This window comes from Bacillus sp. RC240 (assembly GCF_044907945.1).
Taxonomy (GTDB): Bacteria; Bacillota; Bacilli; order Bacillales; family Bacillaceae_G; genus Bacillus_A; species Bacillus_A mycoides.
In genome coordinates this window covers 156,596-181,775 of record NZ_JBIYCT010000005.1, presented here as the reverse complement: position 1 = coordinate 181,775, position 25,180 = coordinate 156,596, and the positions used below count along the sequence as shown (strand labels likewise).

Annotated in this window: 22 protein-coding genes; 4 read left to right on the top strand and 18 right to left on the bottom strand. The window is 38.0% G+C overall.

All coding sequences use genetic code 11. From position 1 onward, the window contains the following. Positions 1 to 23 precede the first annotated feature (23 nt). The 8 genes from ABH955_RS18260 to spo0F form a co-directional block, all read right to left on the bottom strand. Positions 24 to 608 (bottom strand): thymidine kinase, encoded by a 585-nt coding sequence (locus ABH955_RS18260; protein ID WP_002016305.1) that lies wholly within the window; start codon positions 606 to 608, stop codon positions 24 to 26. A gap of 110 nt (positions 609 to 718) precedes the next feature. Next, positions 719 to 964 (bottom strand): type B 50S ribosomal protein L31, encoded by a 246-nt coding sequence (locus ABH955_RS18255; RefSeq protein ID WP_000643447.1) that lies wholly within the window; start codon positions 962 to 964, stop codon positions 719 to 721. A 96-nt stretch (positions 965 to 1,060) separates the two neighbouring features. Next, complete coding sequence (locus tag ABH955_RS18250; RefSeq protein WP_404491427.1) at positions 1,061 to 1,456, bottom strand: hypothetical protein; 396 nt, start codon at positions 1,454 to 1,456, stop codon at positions 1,061 to 1,063. A 203-nt stretch (positions 1,457 to 1,659) separates the two neighbouring features. Then, on the bottom strand, positions 1,660 to 2,931 hold the full coding sequence (gene rho, locus ABH955_RS18245; protein WP_002016308.1) for a transcription termination factor Rho: 1,272 nt from the start codon (positions 2,929 to 2,931) through the stop codon (positions 1,660 to 1,662). A 504-nt stretch (positions 2,932 to 3,435) separates the two neighbouring features. Further along, the gene (gene glpX, locus ABH955_RS18240) at positions 3,436 to 4,401 is read right to left on the bottom strand and encodes a class II fructose-bisphosphatase (protein ID WP_002016310.1); all 966 of its coding nucleotides are present in this window, start codon (positions 4,399 to 4,401) and stop codon (positions 3,436 to 3,438) included. Positions 4,402 to 4,584: 183 nt separating this feature from the next. Beyond that, the gene (murA, locus tag ABH955_RS18235) at positions 4,585 to 5,874 is read right to left on the bottom strand and encodes a UDP-N-acetylglucosamine 1-carboxyvinyltransferase (protein WP_002034893.1); all 1,290 of its coding nucleotides are present in this window, start codon (positions 5,872 to 5,874) and stop codon (positions 4,585 to 4,587) included. 347 nt (positions 5,875 to 6,221) lie between these two features. Further along, on the bottom strand, positions 6,222 to 7,079 hold the full coding sequence (locus tag ABH955_RS18230) for a class II fructose-bisphosphate aldolase (RefSeq protein WP_002016312.1): 858 nt from the start codon (positions 7,077 to 7,079) through the stop codon (positions 6,222 to 6,224). A gap of 211 nt (positions 7,080 to 7,290) precedes the next feature. Further along, on the bottom strand, positions 7,291 to 7,659 hold the full coding sequence (gene spo0F / locus ABH955_RS18225) for a sporulation initiation phosphotransferase Spo0F (RefSeq protein WP_000398592.1): 369 nt from the start codon (positions 7,657 to 7,659) through the stop codon (positions 7,291 to 7,293). 202 nt (positions 7,660 to 7,861) lie between these two features. Here spo0F and ABH955_RS18220 point away from each other — a divergent pair, with 202 nt between their 5' ends. Then, positions 7,862 to 8,386 carry a DUF2529 domain-containing protein gene (locus ABH955_RS18220; protein ID WP_404454780.1) on the top strand — a complete coding sequence of 175 codons (525 nt, stop codon included), beginning with the start codon at positions 7,862 to 7,864 and terminating at the stop codon, positions 8,384 to 8,386. Between the two features lie 32 nt (positions 8,387 to 8,418). Here ABH955_RS18220 and pyrG read toward each other — a convergent pair whose 3' ends face one another. From pyrG to ABH955_RS18180, 8 genes are all read right to left on the bottom strand, one after another. Then, positions 8,419 to 10,026 (bottom strand): CTP synthase, encoded by a 1,608-nt coding sequence (pyrG, locus tag ABH955_RS18215; RefSeq protein WP_002016314.1) that lies wholly within the window; start codon positions 10,024 to 10,026, stop codon positions 8,419 to 8,421. 257 nt (positions 10,027 to 10,283) lie between these two features. After that, positions 10,284 to 10,814: a DNA-directed RNA polymerase subunit delta gene (rpoE, locus tag ABH955_RS18210; RefSeq protein WP_002016316.1), complete on the bottom strand. Its 531-nt coding sequence runs from the start codon at positions 10,812 to 10,814 to the stop codon at positions 10,284 to 10,286. 165 nt (positions 10,815 to 10,979) lie between these two features. Then, on the bottom strand, positions 10,980 to 11,609 hold the full coding sequence (locus tag ABH955_RS18205) for a TetR/AcrR family transcriptional regulator (RefSeq protein ID WP_002034889.1): 630 nt from the start codon (positions 11,607 to 11,609) through the stop codon (positions 10,980 to 10,982). Between the two features lie 64 nt (positions 11,610 to 11,673). Next, complete coding sequence (gene acdA / locus ABH955_RS18200) at positions 11,674 to 12,813, bottom strand: acyl-CoA dehydrogenase AcdA (RefSeq protein ID WP_002016320.1); 1,140 nt, start codon at positions 12,811 to 12,813, stop codon at positions 11,674 to 11,676. A gap of 22 nt (positions 12,814 to 12,835) precedes the next feature. Further along, positions 12,836 to 13,966: an acyl-CoA dehydrogenase gene (locus ABH955_RS18195; protein ID WP_215560122.1), complete on the bottom strand. Its 1,131-nt coding sequence runs from the start codon at positions 13,964 to 13,966 to the stop codon at positions 12,836 to 12,838. A gap of 72 nt (positions 13,967 to 14,038) precedes the next feature. After that, positions 14,039 to 14,890 (bottom strand): 3-hydroxybutyryl-CoA dehydrogenase, encoded by an 852-nt coding sequence (locus ABH955_RS18190; protein WP_404454783.1) that lies wholly within the window; start codon positions 14,888 to 14,890, stop codon positions 14,039 to 14,041. Between the two features lie 49 nt (positions 14,891 to 14,939). Continuing rightward, positions 14,940 to 16,223 (bottom strand): acetyl-CoA C-acetyltransferase, encoded by a 1,284-nt coding sequence (locus ABH955_RS18185; protein ID WP_404442372.1) that lies wholly within the window; start codon positions 16,221 to 16,223, stop codon positions 14,940 to 14,942. 9 nt (positions 16,224 to 16,232) lie between these two features. Continuing rightward, positions 16,233 to 18,344, bottom strand: coding sequence for a (Fe-S)-binding protein (locus ABH955_RS18180; RefSeq protein WP_219300812.1), 2,112 nt, complete (start codon positions 18,342 to 18,344; stop codon positions 16,233 to 16,235). 378 nt (positions 18,345 to 18,722) lie between these two features. On the opposite strand from ABH955_RS18180, the gene cls reads away from it, so the two are divergent. The 3 genes from cls to ABH955_RS18165 all read left to right on the top strand — a co-directional run bounded on the left by cls (position 18,723) and on the right by ABH955_RS18165 (position 23,710). Next, a complete protein-coding gene (gene cls, locus ABH955_RS18175) occupies positions 18,723 to 19,916 on the top strand; it encodes a cardiolipin synthase (RefSeq protein ID WP_215587108.1) in 1,194 nt (397 codons plus the stop codon). Positions 19,917 to 19,949: 33 nt separating this feature from the next. Continuing rightward, on the top strand, positions 19,950 to 20,903 hold the full coding sequence (uvsE, locus tag ABH955_RS18170; protein WP_404454789.1) for a UV DNA damage repair endonuclease UvsE: 954 nt from the start codon (positions 19,950 to 19,952) through the stop codon (positions 20,901 to 20,903). Between the two features lie 128 nt (positions 20,904 to 21,031). Continuing rightward, entirely contained in the window at positions 21,032 to 23,710 is a 2,679-nt protein-coding gene (locus ABH955_RS18165; protein WP_404491425.1) for a DUF4084 domain-containing protein, read from the top strand. Between the two features lie 16 nt (positions 23,711 to 23,726). Here ABH955_RS18165 and ABH955_RS18160 read toward each other — a convergent pair whose 3' ends face one another. Continuing rightward, positions 23,727 to 23,873, bottom strand: a complete 147-nt coding sequence (locus ABH955_RS18160) for a quorum-sensing peptide PapR (RefSeq protein WP_002016329.1) — start codon at positions 23,871 to 23,873, stop codon at positions 23,727 to 23,729. An 89-nt stretch (positions 23,874 to 23,962) separates the two neighbouring features. Further along, positions 23,963 to 24,820: a helix-turn-helix domain-containing protein gene (locus tag ABH955_RS18155; protein ID WP_002016331.1), complete on the bottom strand. Its 858-nt coding sequence runs from the start codon at positions 24,818 to 24,820 to the stop codon at positions 23,963 to 23,965. Between the last annotated feature and the right edge of the window lie 360 nt (positions 24,821 to 25,180).

Genomic DNA, 25,180 nt, shown 5'->3' with positions numbered 1-25,180 from the left:
CCGCTCTACATAGCGAGTTTCACTTATCTTTGTTTTGTAGGTACTGCATGACAATGACGACAACGTGGTTCATACGATTCTGAAGCCCCAACTAAAATAATTGGATCATCAAATGCCGCTGGTTCTCCATCGATTAAACGTTGCGTACGACTTGCAGGAGATCCACATTCAGAACAAACTGCCTGCAATTTAGTTACATGTTCAGCAATCGCCATCAGCTGAGGAACTTGTCCAAATGGTAGACCACGGAAATCTTGGTCTAATCCAGCTACAATGACACGATAGCCACGATTTGCCAATACTTGCACCACTTCCACAATGTCCCCATCAAAAAATTGTACCTCATCGATTGCAATAACATCCATTTCTTCTGTTACATGGTTAAATATATCTTTTGAAGCTGAAACAGGAACTGCTTTAACCTTTAATCCATTATGTGATACAACATCTTCTTCACTATAACGATTATCAATACATGGTTTAAATACAATTGCATGTTGTTTCGCAAATTGTGTACGGCGTATACGGCGGATGAGCTCTTCTGATTTTCCAGAAAACATACTCCCGCAAATCACTTCAATCCAACCATTTTGATTCATTAAGTACATTGAGCTCTCCTTTCATCTACTTTCCTAATCCAAAGTAGGGCAAAGGTTTAATATTTTCGCAAAAAAAACAGACAAGCGAATACATACACTTGCCTGTTTTATGTTCTTTATTACTTAATGCCGTATTTCTTATTGAAGCGGTCAACACGTCCGTCTGCAGTAGCAAACTTCTGACGTCCAGTGTAGAATGGGTGAGAATCAGAACTGATCTCAATTTTTAGTAATGGATAAGTGTTACCATCTTCCCACTCAACAGTTTCGCTAGAGCCTTTTGTAGACCCGCTTAAGAATTTGAAGCCAGTGTTCGTGTCCATAAATACAACTTTATTGTAATTTGGATGGATTCCTGCTTTCATTCTTTTCATCTCCTTCCGCCCTGAATCATTTTCGAAACAGAGTTTTTCATCTTCAGCTGCTTACACAACTATATTGATGAAACACATATGATGAAATTATAACAAGGCTAACCCCATTTTGCAACTACCTGTTTTTGTCTTTTTAAAAATTAAAAGCGCAAGCGGCTCGTTCAGAATCGCAGGACATTGGAGCTCTCGACCAAGAAGCGCTTTTTGCTTCAACCGAGAGAGCGAAATGGCCGGAGATTCTAGCCGCCGGAACTGGATATCAATTAAAAGCGCAAGCGGCTCGTTCAGAATCCAGGTCACTTCAAGCTCTCGACCAAGAAGCGCTTTTTGCTTCGACCGAGAGAGCGAAATGGCCGGAGATTCTAGCCGCTGGAGCTGGATATACCTAAAAGCACAAGCGGCTCGTTCAGAATGAGAGGCGGATGGAGCTTCTGACGTAGAGGCGCTTTTTGCCTCGTAGGAAGACGCGAAGCCACCGACCATTCTCTAGCCGCTGGAGATGGAACTAGATACACCTTAAAGCGCAAGCGGCTCGCCCAGAATCGTAGGGCACTTCAAGCTCTCAATCCAAATATGATTTCCATCTCAAAAAACAAATTTTTTCCATATATTACTCTCTCTAATATTCCCTTAAAAACATAAAAAACTCGCTTACTACGAAATAAGCGAGTCCCCATCTTTTCCCTTTACTTAGTGGTTACATACCTTTTTGAGTCTGCAACAATGTTTTGTAAAAATTCTTCATTTGTCTTTGTTTGACGAAGTTTACGTAAGAAGCCTTCAACAAAGTCTGGTGTATCACGCATTGTTTTACGAATACCCCACAGCTTGTCTAAATGTTCTTTCGGAATTAATAGGTCTTCTTTACGCGTACCAGAGCGACGAATATCAATCGCTGGGAAGATACGGCGCTCAGCTAATGAGCGATCTAAGTGAAGTTCCATATTTCCAGTTCCTTTAAACTCCTCGTAAATTACATCATCCATACGAGACCCTGTATCAACAAGCGCTGTTGCTAAAATCGTTAGGCTACCGCCCTCTTCGATATTACGCGCAGCCCCAAAGAAACGCTTCGGTCTATGAAAAGCAGCAGGATCAATACCACCCGATAAGGTTCTACCACTTGGCGGAATAACAAGGTTGTAAGCACGCGCTAAACGGGTAATACTATCCATTAAAATAACAACGTCCCTTTTATGTTCTACAAGACGCATTGCACGCTCTAATACAAGCTCAGCTACTTTAATATGATTCTCTGGCACTTCATCAAAAGTAGAACTTACAACATCACCTTTAACAGAACGTTCAATATCTGTTACTTCCTCTGGACGCTCATCAATTAAAAGTACAATTAATTCTGCTTCCGGATGATTTGTTGTGACACTGTGTGCAATTTCTTTTAACAGACTTGTTTTACCAGCCTTTGGAGGCGCAACAATTAAACCACGTTGTCCAAATCCAACTGGTGCGATTAAATCCATGATGCGTGTCGGTAACTTTTTCGTTTCCGTCTCCAATTTCATTTGGCGATCTGGGTATAACGGTGTTAATGCAGGGAAATGTACACGCTCTTTTGCTGAGTCTGGATCATCTCCATTTACAGCTTCAACTTGTAGCAATCCAAAATAGCGCTCATTTTCTTTCGGAGGTCGTACTTTACCAGAAACCTTATCTCCATTACGTAAATCGAAACGACGAATTTGCGAAGCCGAGATATAAATATCTTCTGAGCTTGGAGAATAATTGATAGGACGTAAGAATCCAAATCCTTCTGATTGAATAATTTCTAATACGCCTTCCATGAAAAAGAAACCTTCTTTTTCTGCTCGAGCTTTTAAGATAGAGAAGATTAGCTCTTTTTTCGTTAACTTGCTGTAATACGAAATCTTAAATTCCTTCGCAAGCTCGTATAACTCTTTTAATTTCATGTTTTCTAATGCTGCAATTGACAAATTCATTCAGACACCACACTTTAACTTTATTCTCTTTTCACATGGGTAAAGGGAAAAATACGGAAGGCAAATAAATAATAATGAAAGGCAATAAGTTCAAGTAGGATAATATTCACTATTGTAACCCTTTTATCTAGTTTTAATCAATACGTTGAAACACAAATACAAGAAGCGAAGACAAGAAAATTTGTCTTCGCCTTTTCATATTTCTTTCTTTTTTCTACTCACCTGATTTTAAGGCAGAATAGATAAGGTATTTCTGCTTGTATTTAATCCAGTTCCGGCGGCTAGAATCTCCGGTCATTTCGCTCTCTCACTCGAAGCAAAGAGCGCTTCAAGGTCGAGAGCTTGAAGTGTCCTGCGATTCTAAACGAGCCGCTTACGCTTTTTATTTAATCCAGCTTCAGCAGCTAGAATGGTCGGTGGCTTCACTTCTTCCTGCGAGGCAAAAAGCGCCTCTACGTCAGAAGCTCCATCCCCCTCCCATTCTGAACGAGCTGCTTACGCTTTTTATTTAATAACCAAATTCGGTTTTTTATTTAAGCTATGGCGGCCGTCTACGAAGCGTACTGTGCCTGATTTTGCACGCATAACAAGGGATTGTGTTGTTCCAACGCTACCTTTAAATTGAACGCCTCGTAATAGTTCTCCGTCTGTTACACCTGTTGCTGCAAAGATTGCATCGTCACCTTTTACTAAATCTTCCATACGAAGGATACGATTGATATCTTCAATACCCATTCTTTTACAACGAGCTAGTTCAGCTTCGTTTTGAGGTAAGAGCTTCCCGTGAATTTCTCCACCTAAGCATTTTAATGCGACCGCAGCTAATACACCTTCAGGTGCTCCACCAGAACCGAATAGAATATCTACACCAGTACGGTCAAATGCTGTATTGATTGCTCCAGCTACATCTCCATCGTTAATTAATTTAATACGAGCACCAGCTTTACGAATTTCTTCGATAATTGCTTGATGACGTGGACGGTTTAAAACTGTCGCTACAACATCTTCGATATCTTTATTTTTCGCTTTCGCCACTGCACGTAAGTTGTCGATAATAGGTGCGTCAATATCAACTGCACCAACTGCTTCTGGACCAACCGCTATTTTATCCATGTACATGTCAGGAGCATGTAACAAATTGCCGTGATCTGCAATTGCAATAACAGCAAGCGCATTCCATCCGCCAGCTGCTACGATATTTGTCCCTTCTAAAGGATCAACTGCAACGTCTACGCGTGGTCCATATCCTGTACCCAACTTCTCTCCGATATATAGCATTGGCGCTTCATCCATTTCACCTTCGCCAATTACAACTGTACCTTTCATCGGAATTGTATCAAATACATCACGCATAGCTGATGTTGCTGCACCATCTGCCTCATCTTTTTTTCCGCGCCCCATCCAACGCGCTGATGATAATGCTGCAGCCTCTGTTACACGTACTAACTCCATAGATAAACTTCTTTCCACGATAATCCCTCTCCTTTAAGTCTTTATATTTCTGCCGTATTTTGTGAACCTTGTTTTTCTATAAAGTGTACTTCCGTTAGTAGTGATTCTTCGCTCCCCATTAACGGAAGTATCACCACCTTATCCCGATTGGTGAGGGTTAATAATCAGCGTGGGGTAGCCCATACTGATTAAAGTTTCACTTTATGCATTCTTCATTTCTTCAATTTCTTGCTTTGTCATTTGTTCTCGCCAAATGTTTGCACCAAGCCCTTTAAGCTTGTCTACTATATTTTCGTAACCTCGATCAATATGATCAAGTCCCGTTACTTCTGTAATGCCATCTGCCATTAAACCCGCAATAACAAGGGATGCACCAGCTCGTAGGTCACTCGCTTTCACCTTCGCACCTTGCAATAAAACCGGTCCAGTCACAATTGCTGAACGGCCTTCTACTTTAATTTGCGCGTTCATACGGCGTAATTCATCAATATGCTTGAAACGTGCGCTGTAAATTGTATCAGTTACAACTCCTGTTCCATGCGCTTTTGTTAAAAGCGTTGTAAACGGCTGTTGTAAATCTGTTGGAAACCCTGGATATACAAGCGTTTTTACATCAACTACTTTTAACCTTCTATTGCCGTTCACTGTAATTTGGTCATCGTTCGTTTCAATTTGAACACCAGCTTCTCTTAGCTTCGCCGTAACGGATTCTAAATGCTGAGGAATAACATTATCAACTGTTACTTCTCCTCCTGATGCTGCTCCTAAAATCATATACGTACCAGCTTCAATACGGTCTGGAATAATAGTGTGGTGACAACCGTGCAGTGAATCCACACCATCAATTCGGATTACGTCTGTACCAGCACCTTTAATACGTGCTCCCATACTCGTTAACAATGTAGCTACATCAATAATCTCTGGTTCTTTCGCTGCATTTTCAATAACAGTTCTACCTTTCGCTCGTACAGCCGCTAGCATAATATTAATCGTAGCTCCTACACTAACAACATCTAAATAAATACGTGCCCCACGTAGTTCGTCTGCTCTTAAATAAATGGCACCTTGTTCATTTGTAACATATGCCCCTAACGCTTCAAACCCTTTAATATGCTGATCAATCGGTCGTGGCCCTAAATGACATCCACCTGGAAGCCCAATAACAGCTTTTTTAAAACGGCCAAGCATTGCACCCATTAAATAATAAGAGGCGCGCAATTTTTTCACTTTTCCATTTGGTAAAGGCATCGCAACCATGTTAGAAGGATCGACTACCATCTCTTCTTCCTGCCCATAAGTTACTTTCCCTCCAATTTCCTCTAGTAAGTCTCCTAACATTTTCACGTCCGAAATATTAGGAACACCGCCAATAGTTACTGGAGTATCTGCTAAAATTGTCGCTGGAATTAGTGCAACAGCACTGTTCTTTGCACCACTCACACGAATCGTTCCATTTAAAGCTCTTCCGCCTTCAATTAGCAACTTTTCCATATTGAGCTCCCTTCTTGTGAATGTATTTATCTTCTACTTCTTTATAAGAAGTAGAAGATTCCCCCTTAAGAATCTCAATCACTCTTTCCATCCTGAAACTCAATAAGTAGAAAACCATCACCTGTAGCTCCCCTGCTGTACAAATAGATGAAGATTAACTATTCATCGAATCAAATTACTCAATTCAGATACTTACCACATTTATTAATAGGACTATGCACATTATTTTCTATATTCGCAAACCAAAAATTCACTTTATAAAATCTTTAGACTTGTTCGCGCTTTCATTATACAACGAAAGGAAACCGTCTAAAAGACTAGACGGTTTCCAAAACGGAATTTTATTCTTACGCTTTACCGTTAGAACCGAACTCACGCATTTTACCAGCAACAGTTGCTTTGATAGCGTCGCGGCCAGGTCCAATATATTTACGAGGATCGTAAACTTCTTGGTCTTTGTTTAATGCTTCACGAACAGCTTTTGTAAACTCAATTTGGTTCTCAGTGTTTACGTTAATTTTTGAAGTACCTAAAGAAATAGCTTTTACGATATCAGCAGTTGGGATACCAGTACCACCGTGTAATACTAAAGGTACGCCAGTGAAGTCGCGAACTTGTTCCATTTCAGCGAATCCTAAGTTAGGCTCACCTTTGTAAGGACCGTGTACAGAACCTAAAGCTGGAGCTAGGCAATCGATACCTGTTGCTTCAACAAGGTGCTTACACTCTGCTGGATCAGCGTAAATTACGCCTTCAGCGATGATGTCGTCTTCTTGTCCGCCAACTGTTCCAAGCTCAGCTTCAACAGATACGTTACGAGCGTGTGCGTATTCTACCACTTTTTTAGTAGTTTCAACGTTTTCATCGAATGGGTGGTGAGAAGCGTCGATCATTACAGATGTGAAACCTGCATCAATTGCTTCTTTACATTTTTCGAAGCTTGAACCATGGTCAAGGTGAATCGCTACAGGAACAGAAATGTTCATTTCTTCGATTAAAGCTTTAACCATAGCTACAACTGTTTTGAAACCAGTCATATGACGAGCTGCACCCTCAGATACACCTAAGATTACAGGAGATTTTTCTTCTTCCGCAGCAGCTAAGATAGCTTGAGTCCACTCTAAGTTGTTCATGTTGAATTGACCAACTGCGTATTTTCCTTCTAGTGCTGTGTTTAGCATTTCTTTCATAGAAACTAAAGGCATGGTGAATCCTCCTAAAAAACGTTTTTTGTATCCGATAAATTCTTATCGCTGGTAGTATGACCAGAATAAGGTAAAATATGTATATTTACATACCGGACTTCTTTCTACACTCAATAGGATAACAACTTGTACTCAAAAACTCAACTGTATTCACCTGCTCAATAGTCCATGTAAACGCTTTTTTCCATATTTTTTATAAAAAATTCATTTTTTACGCCTCTACAGCAAGCTGATCTCTCACTGCTTGACGAATCTCATCAATATCAAACGGTTTAGCAAAGTGCATTAAAGCTCCTAAATCTTTCGCTTCTTGAATCATATCCAATTCTCCATAAGCAGTCATTAAAATCACTTTAATACTCTCATCAATTTCTTTTACATGTTTTAAAATCTCTATACCATCCATACCTGGGATTTTCATATCTAACACTACTAAATCCGGATTATCTTTTTTCACGATATCTAAAGCTTGAAATCCATTCGCTGCTTGGAACGTCTGATAACCTTCTTTTTGGAACACTTCATGCAATAAAACACGAATGCCATATTGATCATCAACGATTAAAATTTTCCCTTCCATAACTCCCAACCTTTCTGTGTAAGTACAAGATTTAAAGCTTCTTATATCTTATCGGTTTATTTTCGCTACTCTTTGCCAAATCCCTTCCTATTCTTTCTTATTTTACCGTTTCCTATTTTGTTATGCCACCCTACTATTTCCCCTTTCCAAAAAAAATAAGCTATAATGAGAACCAGCTAACACGAAAGAAAGGAGCAACAACATGTTAAAAATTTTCTCGACTCAATTAAGTGGATATTTCTCTCGAATTTCTCAAAAAGAGGAATTGAATATAGAAGATAGCGCTCGTCTACTTGCCCAGGCGTTAGTTGGCGACGGCTTCATTTACTTGCATGGTACAAACGAAATGGAAGGTATTTTTTCAGAAGCATTATTTGGCGCCGAACCAATGAAACAAGCAAAACGTTTAATAGAAAACGGTGAACCGGCGGCAGTGACTTCTGCGGACCGCGTACTTCTTATTAGTCGTTTTTCGACAGATGAAGAAATTATAAAAACCGCGAAAAAACTTCATGAAGAAGGCCAATCTATCGTTGGAATCTCGGCTATTCAAGAAGGTGTTGAATCACTGGAACAATATACAGATGTACATATTGATACAAAGCTGTTAAAAGGTCTTATTCCAGATGATGAAGGTAACCGCTATGGGTTCCCAAGTTTAATTATAGCTTTATTTGCTTATCACGGATTGAAATTTACAATTGATGAAATGTTAAACGAATATTAAAAAAAGCGCCCTATTTCAGGCGCTTTTTTTTATTACTTGCTCTCTTTATTCGTAATAGAAGCACTTACGAAGTCATGGAACAATGGTTGTGGACGGTTTGGACGAGATACAAGTTCTGGATGGAACTGTGCTGCCACGAACCAAGGGTGATCTTGTAATTCAATAATTTCCACTAGACGACCGTCTGGGCTTGTACCAGAGAATACAAATCCTGCTTTTTCCATATCTGGACGGAATTGATTGTTGAACTCATAACGATGACGATGACGCTCATATACAACCGGCTCATTGTAAGCATTGTAAGCATTTGTTTCTTCAGCAAGCTTACATGGATATAGACCAAGACGAAGTGTACCACCTAAATCTTCTACATCTTTTTGTTCTGGTAATAAATCGATAATTGCATAAGGTGTGTCAGGATTAATTTCAGAAGAGTTAGCTCCTTCTAATCCTAATACGTTACGTGCAAATTCGATTGATGCAAGTTGCATACCTAGGCAAATTCCTAAGAATGGAACTTTGTTTTCACGAGCATATTGAATTGCAACGATTTTACCTTCTACACCACGATCGCCGAAGCCACCTGGTACAAGGATACCATCTGTGTCGCCAACTAATTCTTTTACGTTCTCTGCTGTTACGTGCTCAGCATTTACCCATTTTACTTCTACATCTGTGTCGAATGAATAACCTGCATGACGAAGCGCTTCTACAACAGAAATGTATGCATCTTGAAGCTCTACGTATTTACCAACAAGAGCGATTTTTGTTTTCTTAGAAAGGTTACGTACTTTATTAACTAGCGCAGTCCAATCTGTCATATCTGCAGCTGGATTGTCTAACTTCAAGTGATCACAAACGATTTGGTCCATGTTTTGTTCTTGAAGAGATAATGGAACCGCATATAAAGTATCTGCATCGCGTGCTTCGATAACTGCTTTTGTATCGATGTCACAGAATAATGCAAGCTTGTCTTTCATGTCCTGAGAAACAGGTAGTTCTGTACGAACAACGATAATATTTGGTTGAATACCTAAGCTGCGAAGCTCTTTAACGCTATGTTGCGTTGGTTTTGTTTTCATTTCACCCGCTGCTTTTAAGTACGGGATTAACGTACAGTGAATGTACATTACATTGTCACGACCGATGTCGCTCTTAATTTGACGAATTGCTTCTAAGAATGGTAAAGACTCGATATCACCAACAGTTCCACCGATTTCTGTAATAACAACGTCGGCATTTGTTTCGCGACCAGAACGATATACACGTTCTTTAATTTCGTTAGTAATGTGAGGAATAACTTGAACTGTTCCTCCTAAATATTCACCACGACGCTCTTTTTGAAGAACTGAAGAGTAAATTTTACCTGTTGTTACGTTGCTGTATTTGTTTAAGTTGATGTCGATAAAACGCTCATAGTGACCTAGGTCTAAGTCCGTTTCTGCACCATCATCTGTTACGAATACCTCACCGTGTTGGTAGGGGCTCATAGTCCCTGGGTCTACGTTAATGTATGGATCAAACTTTTGAATAGTTACGTTTAAACCACGATTCTTTAAAAGTCTTCCAAGAGATGCTGCTGTAATACCTTTACCTAAAGACGATACTACACCGCCTGTTACAAAAATATACTTAGTCATGAAAATACTCCCTTCTACTTCGTTGTTATATAATCACCGTTGCAAAGCGCAACGTATGTAGATAACACTGTATCTATCTTATTGTTAGGCTCTTTTTATTTTCTAAACAAAAAACAAAAAAGAAAATTGCTCCCCTCATCACATAAAGTAATAAGTAGGGAGCAATTTTCTTTTATATTTACACTTTAAAAGTATTATCGTCTTTTTTTAAAGAGCCCAAAAATGATTCTACATGGACGATAATGAAAAGTCAAGAACTACCGCTCTTCCTCTTCTTCTTCTTCAGTTTCATCATACTCAAGTTCTTCTTCTGCGAAGTCTTCATTATCTTCTTCTAAATCATCAAGATCATCATCTTCATCGTCTGCGTCTTCGTCTTCAAGAACTTTGTCCAAATCTACTACATCTTCTTCTACTTCTTCTGCTTCTTCTTCTTCTACATCATCTTCTTCAATGTAGTCGTCAAAACCGTCTTCTTCAACTTTGCGTTTCTTCTTCGGTTTTGGCTGAGGCAGAATTTCTTCATCAATTTGCTCATATGGGTACCAGCTACGTAGCCCCCAACGATTTTCTCCTAAATTAATGAAACGTCCATCGATGTTTAAATCTGTATAAAATTGTGCGAGTTTCGTATTAACTTGCCCTTGAGATAGTCCCAGCACTTGAGCGATTTCTTGAACCAACTCGTTGAATGTCGTTGCTTGTCTTTTATTCCCTAAAACACTATGTACAACTTCAATCATTGAACATTCTTTTAGCTCTTCTGGTGAATATTGCTTAAAACCCACTTATGCGGCACTTCCTTTCTTCAAATATAAGCTTATATATAACGGTCTGCTTAAAAAAATCCATACTATTCATTATAAACAAAAGTCGCACAAATATGCTACAAAAAAAACGGGAAACTTTTATCCCGCTATTTACGGGCAATAAAATTATAATTTGTCCATTCTTTATTTCGGAGACATATGTGCTCCTTGCAGTACATACCTAATTTGCATTTCTGTATATTCTTCGAGAGTATACAGTTTTTGCAGGGCCCAACGTCTAAATCCCCACATTTGTCCTTGTATGAAAATATTATGTGCAAGAAGCTGTATCTCCTTTTTATTTAGTGTAAATGTCCCATTTTCCGTACACTGCTCTAAAATATCCTCAAACATCCCGACCATTTGAAACTCTTTTTCTAATACATATGGGAGTGATTCTTTCGGTAAAAAACGTACCTCTTGATACATAATTAATACTTCTTCTTGCAATTCATCCATCACTTTAAAATAATTCATTATCGCTATCTTTAAGCTTTCTATACTTCCCTTCTCTGTACACACTACTTCCTCTAACCGCTCTTTTACATGTTCATAAATACTATCACAAACTAAATATAATACATCATCTTTTGTGCGAATATACTCATAAAGTGTTCCGATACTAAATCCAGCCGCTTTCGCAATTTCTCTCGTTGTTGTACGCGGGAATCCTTTTTGCTTAAACAGCTGCACCGCACCTTTAATCATTTGTTCACGTCTTAACGCAACTAATTTTTCATCTTTCACTGACGCATGTACATTATGTTTAACCATCCCTTCACCTCTCTCTATTATTTTTGGAAGTAAAAAGCGTAGGAAAATACCTACGCTTTCGTTCCTACTTCGTTAACATACGAGAAATTACAAGCCTTTGAATCTCTTGTGTTCCCTCATATATTTGTGTAATCTTTGCATCGCGCATATAACGCTCTACTGGATAATCTTTCGTATAACCATAACCACCAAATACTTGTACCGCTTCAGTCGTTACCTTCATCGCTGTATCACCTGCAAATACTTTTGACATCGCTGACTCTTTCCCATACGGAAGCCCTTCGGATTCAAGCCAAGCCGCTTGATATGTTAAAAGACGCGCTGCCTCTACATCCGTTGCCATATCCGCAAGTTTAAAGCCAATTCCTTGTTGCGCTGCAATTGGCTTCCCAAACTGATGACGTTCTCTTGCATATTCTACAGAAGCATCTAAAGCGGATTGTGCAATACCGACTGCTTGTGCCGCAATACCATTACGGCCGCCATCTAATGTCTGCATCGCAACTTTAAATCCTTGGCCCTCTTCCCCTAGTAAATTCTCTACAGGAATACGGCAGTCTTCAAATATAATTTCAGTTGTTGGCGAAGAACGAATCCCTAGCTTACTTTCCTTCTTCCCAACCGAAAATCCTAGCGTATCACTCTCCACAATAAATGCACTCGTGCCGCGCTGCTTCGAATCAGGATCTGTTAATGCAAAAACAACATAAATATCAGCAATACCGCCATTTGTAATAAAGATTTTCGAACCATTTAAAATGTAATGGTCTCCATCTCGTTTTGCAGTCGTCCTCATTCCACCAGCATCTGATCCAGAGCTTGGTTCTGTTAAGCCATATGCACCAATTTTCTTCCCTTCAGCCATTGGGCGCAAAAACTTTTGTTTTTGCTCTTCCGTTCCAAATTTAAAAATTGGCCATCCAGCAAGTGAAGTATGTGCAGACAACGTTACACCTGTAGAAGCACAAACGCGGGATAATTCTTCAACGGCAATTACATACGCCAAGTAATCGCTTCCAATTCCGCCGTATTCTTCAGGCCACGGAATACCGGTTAAACCAAGCTCTGCCATTTGATCAAATAAAGCGCGATCAAACCTTTCTTCCTCATCACGTTCAGCTGCTGTCGGTGCTACTTCATTCCTTGCAAAATCCCGAACCATTTTTCTTATCATTTCATGTTCTTCTGATAATTTAAAATGCATTCCCGTCTCCCCCTCTGCCTTTTTATAAAGCTCGACTAATTACAAGCTTTTGTATTTCGCTCGTTCCTTCGTATATTTGTGTGATCTTCGCATCACGGAAAAATCTTTCTACTGGATAATCTTTCGTATAACCATAACCACCAAATACTTGCACCGCTTCAATCGCAACTTCAACAGCCGTCTTAGAAGCAAATAATTTCGCGATAGAAGCCTCTTTACCGCATGGTAATCCTTGTGCTCTTAGCGATGCTGCTCTGTATACAAGTAATCGCGATGCTTCTACACTTGTTGCCATATCTGCAAGTTTGAATCCGAGTCCTTGCTGCGCCGCAATTGGCTTTCCGAATTGCTCACGCTCTTTCGCATAATCAATCGCACATGAAAGCGCCGCTTCCGCGATTCCTAATGCTTGCGCTCCGATTCCAATTCGCCCAACATCTAAATTCGCCATTGCCACCTTAAATCCTTGTCCTTCTTCGCCAAGTAAATTCTCGGCCGGCACTTTCATATCTTCAAACGTAAGTTGCACTGTACGAGAACCAAGAAGACCCATCTTATGCTCATCTTTTCCAATGATTAAGCCTGGTGTATCTTTCTCTACTATAAATGCTGAAATCCCGCTTTTCCCCGCATCTGGATTTGTAGACGCGAAGACGATATATGTACTTGCTTCACCACCATTTGTAATAAAGACTTTCGATCCATTAATGATGTAGTGATCGTCTTTCTTTACAGCTCTTGATTTCAAACTACCTGCATCTGATCCTGCATTCGGTTCTGTTAGAGCAAATGCGCCTAAATACTCACCAGTCGCCAATTTAGAAACATATTTCTGCTTCTGTTCTTCTGTTCCAAAGTATAAAATCGGATTCATTCCAACTGACGTATGTACAGCTAAAATTACACCAACCGTTGCACTTACCTTTGAAATTTCCTCAATTGCTAGAATGTAAGAAATAAAATCCATTTCTGCCCCGCCATATTTTGCAGGCGCTGGAATACCCATTAGTCCAAGCTCACCCATCTTTTGCAAAATCTCTTTCGGGAACACCCCTTGTTCCATACTAGGAACAAAGGGTGCTATTTCCTTCTGTGCAAAATCTCGAACCATTTTCCTCATCATTTGTTGCTCTTCAGTAAAATGAAAATTCATGTACTTCGCCTCCGTTTGCTATATATCTTTTTAACAATCTGGTAAGACCACTACTTCAATAAAGGGAGGCCTTTATTCGTAAACGTAGAAACCACGACCCGTTTTACGTCCTAACCATCCTGCATTCACATACTTACGTAATAATGGACATGGGCGATATTTACTATCTCCTAATCCTTCATGCAACACTTCCATAATGTATAAACACGTATCTAAACCGATAAAGTCAGCTAACGTAAGTGGTCCCATCGGATGGTTCATACCGAGCTTCATTACGTCATCAATCGCTTCTTTCGTCGCTACTCCTTCGTATAACGCATAAATCGCTTCGTTAATCATCGGTAATAAAATACGGTTCGATACAAACCCTGGGAAATCATTTACTTCAACTGGCACTTTCCCGATTTTTTTCGTAATATCCTCAATCGTTTCGTACACTGCATCATCTGTAGCTAAACCACGAATAATTTCAACGAGTTTCATAACTGGAACCGGATTCATAAAGTGCATGCCGATTACTTTCTCAGGACGTTTCGTTACCGCTGCAATTTCCGTAATTGGTAACGATGACGTATTCGTCGCTAAAATTGCGTGTTCTGGAGCGATTTCATCTAAATTCGCAAAAATTTTCTTTTTAATATCCATTTTTTCAACAGCTGCTTCAATAATAAGATCAGCTTCTTTGACACTATTTAAATCGAGCGTCCATGTAAGACGATTTAAAGTCGCATCTTTCTCTTCTTCCTTCATACGGCCTTTTTCTACTTGGCGGGCTAAATTTTTCGAAATAACAGCTAGCCCTCTATCTAATTGCTCTTGCTTTAAATCTTGCACTTTCACATCATAGCCTGCCATTGCACACACTTGTGCGATACCTGAACCCATTTGCCCTGCACCAATTACAACAATCTTTTGTACACTCATTTTTTCTTCCCCCTTAATTGTTAATAAACTATATATCTTCTAATCTTAATTAGTGAACTTCAATCATCACTGCATCACCTTGACCGCCACCGCTACAAATAGAAGCAATTCCAATTCCGCCGCCGCGCTGCTTTAGTGCATGGATAAGTGTAACGATAATACGTGCTCCGCTCGCTCCAATTGGATGCCCCATTGCTACAGCACCGCCATTTACATTCAATTTTTCCGGATCGATCCCTGCGATTTCTGTACTTGCAATTGCTACCGCTGCAAAAGCTTCATTAATCTCAAATAAATCGATTTCTTCAATTGTCTTACCTGTCTTTTTCAGCAATTCATTAATTGCATAACCTGGTGTTCTTGGGAAATCCTTCGATTCTACCGCAATCGCCGTATGCGCCAAAATTGTCGCTAATGGTTTTCTTCCTTCTTGCTTCGCTCTGTCCTCGCTCATTAATACAAGTGCAGCACCGCCATCATTTAGTCCCGGAGCATTACCTGCTGTCACCGCTGACGTCTTATCAAATACAGGCTTTAATTTCGCTAATTTTTCAATCGTTGTATCCGCGCGTGGCGCCTCATCCTTAGCCACGACGATAGGATCGCCTTTTCTTTGCTGAATTGTTACTGGTACAATCTCCTCTTCAAAACGCCCTTCTTTATGTGCCGAAACCGCACGTTGATGGCTACGATATGCCCATTCATCTTGTGCTTCGCGAGAGATTCCATCTTCCTTCGCAACTTCTCCGCCATAAACACCCATGTGTATACCTGAAAATGCGCACGTTAAACCGTCTGCAACGTTTAAATCGATAACTTCGTTGTTACCCATTCTGTATCCCCATCTTGCCCCTCGTAAAATGTAAGGGCTGTTACTCATCGATTCCATTCCACCAGCTACAATCAGTGATTGGTCACCAGTGCGAATAATTTGATCTGCTAACGTAACTGCGCGAAGCCCTGATGCACAAACTTTATTTACTGTTTCTGTCTGCACTTCCCAAGGAATGCCGGCCGCTCTTGCTGCTTGGCGTGATGGAATTTGTCCTTGCCCTCCTTGGATAACCGTTCCAAATATAACTTCTTCAACATCACTAGCGGAAACATTCGCCCTTTCAAGCGCTGCCTTAATTGCGATTCCTCCAAGCTCTGTTGCTTTCACGTCTTTTAAAGTTCCTCCAAATTTTCCAACCGGTGTTCTTGCAGCACTTAAAATAACTGTTTTACTCATGTTTCTTTCCCCCATTTCTTTTTTTAGCACCGAGCGCTCGCTCGGTATCCTTGCGCCTAGAAGAGGTGCAATTATTGCACCTCTTTCTAAATTTGAATGCATTCCTACAAACTACATTGCTTCTTTCTTCTGTCCGATAACTGAGCGTTCTAAAATCTCTGTTACGTCCAAAGTTTGAACTGTTTCTTCAACTTCTTTCGCTTTCGTGCCGTCACTAATCATCGTTAAGCAATACGGGCATCCTGTACCGATAATTGACGGCTGTACAGCTAGCGCTTGTTCTGTACGAGCAACGTTAATACGAGAACCTGTCGTTTCTTCCATCCACATTAGGCCGCCACCCGCACCACAGCACATTCCCGTTTCACGGTTACGCGCCATTTCTACAAGGTTTACACCTGGAATTGCTTTTAGAATATCGCGCGGTGCTTCGTATACTTCGTTGTATCTTCCTAAGTAACAGGAATCATGGTACGTAACTGTCTCTTCAATAGAATGGACAGGTTTTAAACGACCTTCCTTCACCCACTGGGCTAGTAATTCTGTATGATGATAGACTTCTGCTTGTAAGCCAAAGTCCGGGTACTCATTTTTAAAAGTGTTATAAGCATGAGGGTCAATCGTAACGATTTTCTTCACTCCTGCTTTTTCAAATTCTTCAATATTTTTAGTCGCCATTTCCTGGAATACAAATTCATTTCCAAGGCGGCGCGGTGTATCACCAGAGTTCTTTTCCTTATTACCAAGAATTGCGAATGAAATGCCTGCTTCGTTCATTAGCTTCGCAAATGATATCGCAATCTTCTGACTGCGATTGTCATACGAACCCATTGATCCAACCCAGAATAAGTATTCAAACTCTTCGCCAGCTTTTGATTTCTCCTTTACAGTTGGAACTGTTACTTCATCGTCACCTTGGCGCCATGTTTCACGCTCTTTACGGTTCAGTCCCCACGGATTACCTTGACGCTCAATGTTTGTCATTGCACGCTGCGCTTCCGCGTCCATTTTTCCTTCTGTTAAAACGAGATAGCGGCGTAAATCAATAATTTTGTCAACATGCTCATTCATAACTGGGCACTGGTCCTCACAGTTACGACACGTTGTACATGCCCAAATCTCTTCTTCTGTAATAACGTCTCCGATTAAACTTGGGTCGTACGCTAGCGCTGTAGCCGCTGATTCTTGTTGTCCTTTTCCAGCTGCCATCATCGCTAACTGATTTCCTTGTGTATTATTAAAAGCAACAACTGGAACCCACGGTGCTTTTGATGTTACCGCTGCTCCTTTATCAGTTAAATGATCACGAAGTTTTAAAATTAAATCCATCGGTGATAACATTTTCCCTGTTCCTGTTGCCGGACACATATTTGTACAACGACCACATTCGACGCAGGAATATAAGTCGATAAGTTGATTTTGTCTAAAGTCTTCAATTTTACCAACACCGAATGTTTCTTGCGTTTCATCTTCAAAATCGATTTTTTCAAGTTTTCCTGGATTTGAAAGACGACCAAAAAATACGTTAACTGGTCCAGCAATTAAATGCGCATGTTTTGATTGTGGAACATAAACTAAAAACGTTAACAAAATTAGTAAATGCACCCACCAAGAGAAATAGAACACTGAAATGGCTACGGTTTCATTTAATCCCGAGAAAACGTAAGCGATTGCAGAAGCGATAGGTTCACTCCATGAAAGCTCCTCGCCGTGCCATATAATTCCCATCCCATTACCAAGTAGCACAGAAATCATTAAGCCACCAATAAAGATAAGAACAAGACCTGATTTGAAATTACGTTTCAAACGAACAAGCTTTTCAACATAGCGTCTATGAAAAGCCCAAAAGACTGCAATTAAAATAACGAGTGTGACAATTTCCTGGAAGAATGTAAATGCAGGGTATAGTGGTCCAAGTGGAAGATGCGATCCTGGTGCAAGTCCTTTCCAAACGAAGTCAATTGCTCCAAATTGGACAAGAATAAATCCGTAAAAGAACATAACGTGAATGATGCCGCTCTTTTTATCTTTCAGCAGCTTTTTCTGACCGAAAACATTGACCTTAAGAAGATCCCAACGCTCTTTAAAACGACGGTCAAATTCGATCTTTTTTCCTAATTGTATGTAGGCCATCCTTGTTCGTATAAGATATACAAACAAATACCCCGCATAAGCAATAACAGCAATGGCAGCCAGCCAATTAATGATTAGTAAGCTATTCATTTTATGCTACCCCTCTCTTTGTAAGCTCTCTTTCTTTTTTAGAATCTTCGAAAATATATAATTTTCTGAATTATATCCCCTATTCCCATTATATAATGAGTGAGCATTCAGTCAACAGTTTTTTGTTATACAACAACACATTTTTTAATAAAGCTGTTTATTTCGGTGAAACTATAAAGTGAAACTTTAATCGGCGGAGAGCTATTCATCCCCACTAAGTATTAGCCCTAACCAATCGGGCTTTTACGGGCGGCCCGAATCCCAACCAACTTCTTTGCTTTAGGTGGGCGTCTTACTGCCCGCAAATAGCGGGATACAGTGAAATTTTGATTTGTAAAAAATTGATGGTGAAAAGACCGTGAAGGAGGGAATTTACTTATGTTTTTCTTATCTCTCTTGTTATTAGGCAGCGCTCTCTGGATTACAATCGACCTTTCATATGGGAGAATTGTTCATTTAAAGCGTGTACGTTCTCGTTCTTTCCCTTTACGTCAAAGTGATTTTCGCCTTTATACATATGGAAATGATCTATACGATGCTCTCTTTACTGATATAAAACAAGCTAAACACCATGTGCACGTTTTATTTTTTATTGTAAAAAACGATGATATAAGTCGTACGTTTTTAAAGTTACTTATCGATAAAGCACAAGAAGGAATTGAAGTAAGACTTTTACTCGACCGGTTTGGAAGTCATTATTTATCAAAAGAAGCGATTTACTCCCTACAAAAACATGGTGTCTCTTTTTCATTTTGTCATAAAGTGAAATTTCCTTTTCCTTTCTTTTCTGCAAATCAAAGAAACCATAGAAAAATTACAGTTATTGACGGGAAAATTGGTTATATTGGTGGATTTAACATTGGCGAGGAATATTTAGGGCATAATCAAAGGTTAGGGTTATGGCGAGATTATCATTTACGTCTTACAGGAGAAGGGATACAAGATTTACAAAAACAATTTTTACATGATTGGCTCGACGATACAGACCAAAATTTATTAGATTCATCTCTTTATTTTCCTACGCAACAGCCAGGGACCGTTCTACATCGTTTCATCCCTACTGATGGTGCCTATTTACAAAATACATTTTTACATTTAATCGAAAGCGCGAAAAAAGAACTCTTTATCGGTACACCATATTTTATTCCTGGAAAAAAAATTATGAATGCATTATTAAAAGCGCGAAAACGTGGGGTTCAAATAACTATTCTCGTTCCACAAAAGGCTGATCACGCCCTCGTTCGAGAAGCAAAATTCCCATATTGCCGAAAGTTAATACAAGCTGGTTGTAATATTTACGCTTTTCAGCAAGGATTTTTCCACGCAAAAATTATTATAGTAGACGATCATACTTGTGATATCGGAACTGCTAATTTCGATATGAGAAGTATATATATTAACCATGAAATCAATTGCCTTTTATACGATAAACATTTCATACAAGAAGTAAAACGTAAATTCGAGGAAGATTTGGGACGCTCCTCATTACTTTCCTTTGAAGATGTCAGCCCCCTCTCCATTATCGATAGAGGAAAGGAATGGATAGGAACGATACTCGCGTTCTTTTTATAGAGAAATTTCAAGAGCCAAAGAGGTGCATCACATATGATAATTCGATTTGGATATGTCTCACATGCTACGGCATTATGGGACTGTTCGCCTGCCAAAACAATGACATTTACAAGCTGGAAAAACCTAAAAAAACAAGAGCGTGAAGATAAATTATATAATGTTACACTGCAAAATCTAGAACACACAATACGCATCCTTCATTACAATATTGCACACGAAATTCCATTATATCGTTTATCATCTTCTATCGTCCCGCTTGCAACACATCCTGAAGTTGAATTTGATTACATTCAAATATTTGCTCCACTATGGCGTAAAATAGGAGCATTAATTCAAGAACACAATTTACGCGTAAGTTTTCATCCCAACCAATTCACACTATTTACAAGCGACAAACCACATATTACAACTAATGCTATTACAGATATGACCTATCATTATAATGTGTTAAATGCTATGGGAATTGCAGATTCTTCCTACATTAATATCCATGTAGGTGGTGCGTATGGAAATAAGGAGAAGGCAATCGAACGTTTTCATGAAAACATACAAAAACTCCCTTACCATATAAAAGGACAAATGACTCTTGAAAATGACGATAAAACGTATACAACTTCTGAAACTTTGGCCATTTGTCAAAAAGAAAAAATCCCTTTCGTTTTCGATTATCATCATCACATAGCGAACCTTTGTAATGAACCGCTAGAAGAATTGCTTCCTATGATATTTAAAACTTGGTCACATACAAATGTCCTTCCTAAAGTTCATATTTCTTCTCCTAGATCAGAAAAAGAATTTAGGGCCCACGCAGATTATATTGATTTAGAATTTATTAAACCCTTTTTACACATTACAAAAAAAATTGATCATGATTTCGATATTATGATTGAAAGTAAACAAAAGGATTTAGCACTTCTTCAGTTAATAGATGAAATCTCTTCTATAAGAGGGATAAAAAGAAAAAATGGCGCAACGTTACAATGGTAAATTGTAACGTTGCGCTATTTTTTTCAAAAAAAAGTAATTTTTATAGTAAAAAACATCCCCGTTTGTATGCTATTATTTAGATTAGCATTTTCCCCTGAGATTCAACCTTATTGAAACGGAGTCATAATATGATTAATCAAAAAAAATATGTACAATTTGTCATGATGTATATAATTATATTTTCTCTTTGGATATTCCTTATCCCTAAGGATTTAAATATAAAAGAAATTGGAATTCTCTTCTTATTTTGTTTTGCTGCACTCTTTTCTTGCTATTGCTTATATAAAGCAATTAAAAAAATGAAGCGCGGTGATAAACTATTTTGGGTTTTACTACTATGTACTTGCATATGTGGACTAATTATGGAAATAACTTTATTTCTTCATTCACTTTCTATTTATGATCAAGTTATATTCTCATATGAATCACTACCTTTTTTCATCATACAATATATTTTGCTTTTTTCTGGCTTTGCTATAAAGTTTATAAAACATTACTCCATTAGGGGTCTTGCTCAATTTTCATTCGATAGCATATTCATTATTATTATGAATATTTATTTTACCTTAACCTTTATTTTAGATATTTCAAGCTTTCGTATGTTAACAAAGGACACGTGGATTTTGATTGGGTATTTTATCGCACAATCATTAGTAATTTACGCCGTTATTAGCCTATATAGAAGAGAACGGTATTCTTCTAGTAGAATCTCATTAATTATTGGCTTTACTATCATACTTGCATACGGATATATACACCTATTCCAATTAAAAATGGGAATGGGAACTTCTTCTGAAGTCTCTTATTTAATACATACTGCTTCGATTTTACTAATCGGTTTATCGTCCATACTGTACATTTTGGATAAACCAATGCAACATGAAACGAAAACGAAATATTATCGATTCGATTATGTACGCTTTATATTACCTTATTTTAGTATAATCATTACTTTTTCCTTTGTTGTTATTCAACCTTGGGATGATAAGTTCATGCTAATCGGTCTAGTATTATCACTAGTATTATTATTCCTACGACAACTTTACATGTGGAAAGATAATCAAGTATTAATCGATACGTATGAACAGTTGACTACACAACTAGAAGATGAAGTTGAAGAAGGCGTATCTGCCCTATCAAAAAGTGAACAACGTTATAAATCTTTATTCGAAGATCATCCTGATGCTGTTTTTTCTTTAAATATGAACGGGATTTTTCAACAATCTAATAAGGCTTGTGAAAGTTTATTTACAGCCTATTATTGTGAAGTAACAAGCTATTCTCTTCAACACTTCATTGATCCACAAGATCATGAATTATTGAAGAAATCTTTACAAATTACAAAAGAAGGTAGACCACAAACTCTAGAAATTCGTACAAAAGAAAAAGAAGGCTATTATTATCACCTTCACATTACATTCATCCCTATTTTTATAAATAAAGAAGTTGTTGGGATGTTTGGTATAGCACGTGATATTACAACTTTATATGAAAAACAAAAGCAAGTAGAGCATATGGCTTTCCATGATGCACTTACAGGACTACCGAATCGACGGAAATTCGAAAAAGATTTAAAAACGATTTTAAATCTAGCTCAAAACAACACTAATGACGTTGCGGTTATGTTCCTCGACCTAGATCGATTTAAAAAAATTAACGATCGACTCGGCCATGATGTCGGGGATTTATTATTAATTGAAGTAGCAAAAAGATTACGTGGATGTTTACGTTCAAAAGATATCGTTGCCCGCCAAGGCGGAGATGAATTTACGATTCTATTACCAGATATGTACTCTGAAAAAAGTGCTTCTTTTATAGCTGAACAAATTTTAACTATCTTAAATAAGCCTTACTTTATTAAAGATGAAGAACTTTCTGTTACACCGAGTATCGGAATTGCAATGTACCCTGACTATGGAACCGATGTAACCGAATTAATGAAAAATGCAGATATGGCTATGTATCGAGCAAAAGCAAATGGAAAAAACAGATTCGTTTTCTTCTCAAAAGAAATGAGTATTGCGCAAAATGAAATACACTTCCTAGAAGGTGAGCTTTCAAAAGCACTACAACAAAATGAATTTTTCCTTGAATACCAGCCACAAGTAAACACAAAAACAAAACAAATTATCGGTTTCGAGGCGTTAATTCGTTGGAAACACCCAAAACTCGGAATTGTATCACCTGCCCAATTCATCCCTCTAGCAGAGGAGACAGGATTTATTATTGAACTTGGTAATTGGATCTTACGTACAGCCTGCTTAGAAGCAAAGAAGTGGCATAACCAAGGGTTTTCTCACTTAAAGGTTGGTGTGAATTTATCTGTTGTTCAATTTAACCGTTCAGATTTAATCCCAACTATTTCAAAAGTCTTGGAAGAAACCGAACTAAAACCGGAAGCACTAGATATTGAGATTACGGAAAGTATCGCGATTAATCAAAATCATTCTGTAATTGCTAAACTAGAAGAACTTCAAAATCTCGGTATTCAAATTTCAATTGATGATTTTGGAACTGGTTATAGTTCTTTAGCTTATTTAACGAAATATCCAATCAATACATTAAAAATTGCTCGAGAATTTATTTGTGGAATTACAAATAGCCCTTTAGAAGAAGCGATTATCGCTTCCATTATTAAGCTATCGAAAGAATTAAATTTAGAGGTTATTGCGGAAGGTGTAGAAACAGAAGAACAATGGAAGTTTTTACATGAACAAAACTGTGACCATATTCAAGGATTCCTCTTTAGCAAACCTGTTTCTAGTAAAGATGTTTGGATGTTACTCCACAAAAAAACAACCGTCTAAGTAAGACGGTTGTTTTTTAGTACTCAAAAGGTACATCTGAAGCTAATTGTATCTCTTGATCATTATAGGAAATCACTTGACTTTTCTCTAAAGCTGTATCTCCTAGTGAAATACCCCATGCCATCGCTAACGTTAATAGACTACCAATAAGTAGTTTTTTCATATTCCATCACCCACATTTTTTCTTTAAATATATCATGAAAATTTATCCATATCGTATGCAATTATGCATATTTGTTTTTTAGGTCTTTTTTATTTCTTCATTTTTTTTATAAGTGATTCTTTTAATGCATGGATTCCTAATATATCGAAAAAGAAGCACGCTTTTTCATAAGCATCTTCAATTTCTGCTCTATCACACTCTAGCTTTTCTAGGCATTCACCTTTTTGATAGTATAACTGTCCAATCAATGTCATACTATTAATTTGACACGATAGTTCAATGGCTTTATTTACGTGACAAAGCGCTTCTTCATATTGATTATCTAAGTATAATGCTTTTGCATGATTATGTCTCACCTTCACATCAAACTCTTTATTATCATGCAATGCCTCTAATTGTTTTAATATATTTTCAAATAACTCAATACTCTTCTTAAAATAGCCATTTTCAGCATAAATGTTTGCAATTGCGTTTTCAATATAAAGATTCTGATATACATCTATTCCTACCAATTGTTGATTGAGCAATTTCTTTAATTCTAAAATACAATAATCGTAATCGATTTTTTTCAATATGTAAGCAGCTACATGATATTGCCATTGAAGAAATTGCTCAAGCTCGGGATGATATTCTTCCTTCTTCAACTCATTCCATACCCTATTATAAATTTCTTTATATTTCTTTTGCTTACAAAGCATAATAATTTGATCTTTTAACTGCTTATTCCTCTCAATATCAGAATAAATGAGTACCTCATAAAAATGAATAATGGGAACTTGTAATTTCGCCGCAATACCTTGCAATATATCCATACTTGGGTATACCGCGCCCGATTCAATTCGGCTCACTTCCGATTGGTGACATATATTATCGGATAACCGTTTTTGTGTTAATCCTCTCATCACCCTAATTTTCTTTATTTCGCTTCCTAATTTTTCTGCGTGCATACTTACTCACCATCCCATTATAACAATCTAATTTTTTAAGTTGTCATACCACTACAATAATGTGAATTCGACAATTTTTGATATGAAATAATGCATAATATATATAAAATTCGGCAAATTTTTCATACAATCCATCTCACATAATATAATAGACTAGTAATTTTATAGATAAATTATAGAAAATTTGCCCGTGCTTTCGTTACATTCGGTCTTCTTTATCCTTTATCAGCAGAAGCTATTCACACCCAAGAATTAGATAAAAATGAAGTAAAAGTTGAAATTGCTCAGCCTAGTTTAACGATAAAAAAATTAACACAATCTCAAAATAATACGAAAAAAATATGGCAAAAAAGTATTTAA

Coding starts and splice junctions, on each gene's coding strand:
- ABH955_RS18180 (WP_219300812.1), bottom strand. CDS start 18,344: ATGAATAGCTTACTAATCATTAATTGGCTGGCTGCCATTGCTGTTATT.
- ABH955_RS18185 (WP_404442372.1), bottom strand. CDS start 16,223: ATGCATTCAAATTTAGAAAGAGGTGCAATAATTGCACCTCTTCTAGGC.
- ABH955_RS18160 (WP_002016329.1), bottom strand. CDS start 23,873: ATGAAAAAACTACTTATTGGTAGTCTATTAACGTTAGCGATGGCATGG.
- rho (WP_002016308.1), bottom strand. CDS start 2,931: ATGAATTTGTCAATTGCAGCATTAGAAAACATGAAATTAAAAGAGTTA.
- ABH955_RS18205 (WP_002034889.1), bottom strand. CDS start 11,609: ATGGTTAAACATAATGTACATGCGTCAGTGAAAGATGAAAAATTAGTT.
- ABH955_RS18195 (WP_215560122.1), bottom strand. CDS start 13,966: ATGAATTTTCATTTTACTGAAGAGCAACAAATGATGAGGAAAATGGTT.
- uvsE (WP_404454789.1), top strand. CDS start 19,950: ATGATAATTCGATTTGGATATGTCTCACATGCTACGGCATTATGGGAC.
- ABH955_RS18230 (WP_002016312.1), bottom strand. CDS start 7,079: ATGCCTTTAGTTTCTATGAAAGAAATGCTAAACACAGCACTAGAAGGA.
- ABH955_RS18190 (WP_404454783.1), bottom strand. CDS start 14,890: ATGAGTGTACAAAAGATTGTTGTAATTGGTGCAGGGCAAATGGGTTCA.
- spo0F (WP_000398592.1), bottom strand. CDS start 7,659: ATGGAAGGGAAAATTTTAATCGTTGATGATCAATATGGCATTCGTGTT.
- ABH955_RS18255 (WP_000643447.1), bottom strand. CDS start 964: ATGAAAGCAGGAATCCATCCAAATTACAATAAAGTTGTATTTATGGAC.
- ABH955_RS18165 (WP_404491425.1), top strand. CDS start 21,032: ATGATTAATCAAAAAAAATATGTACAATTTGTCATGATGTATATAATT.
- cls (WP_215587108.1), top strand. CDS start 18,723: ATGTTTTTCTTATCTCTCTTGTTATTAGGCAGCGCTCTCTGGATTACA.
- acdA (WP_002016320.1), bottom strand. CDS start 12,813: ATGCATTTTAAATTATCAGAAGAACATGAAATGATAAGAAAAATGGTT.
- ABH955_RS18260 (WP_002016305.1), bottom strand. CDS start 608: ATGTACTTAATGAATCAAAATGGTTGGATTGAAGTGATTTGCGGGAGT.
- murA (WP_002034893.1), bottom strand. CDS start 5,874: ATGGAAAAGTTGCTAATTGAAGGCGGAAGAGCTTTAAATGGAACGATT.
- ABH955_RS18155 (WP_002016331.1), bottom strand. CDS start 24,820: ATGCACGCAGAAAAATTAGGAAGCGAAATAAAGAAAATTAGGGTGATG.
- ABH955_RS18220 (WP_404454780.1), top strand. CDS start 7,862: ATGTTAAAAATTTTCTCGACTCAATTAAGTGGATATTTCTCTCGAATT.
- ABH955_RS18250 (WP_404491427.1), bottom strand. CDS start 1,456: ATGGTCGGTGGCTTCGCGTCTTCCTACGAGGCAAAAAGCGCCTCTACG.
- pyrG (WP_002016314.1), bottom strand. CDS start 10,026: ATGACTAAGTATATTTTTGTAACAGGCGGTGTAGTATCGTCTTTAGGT.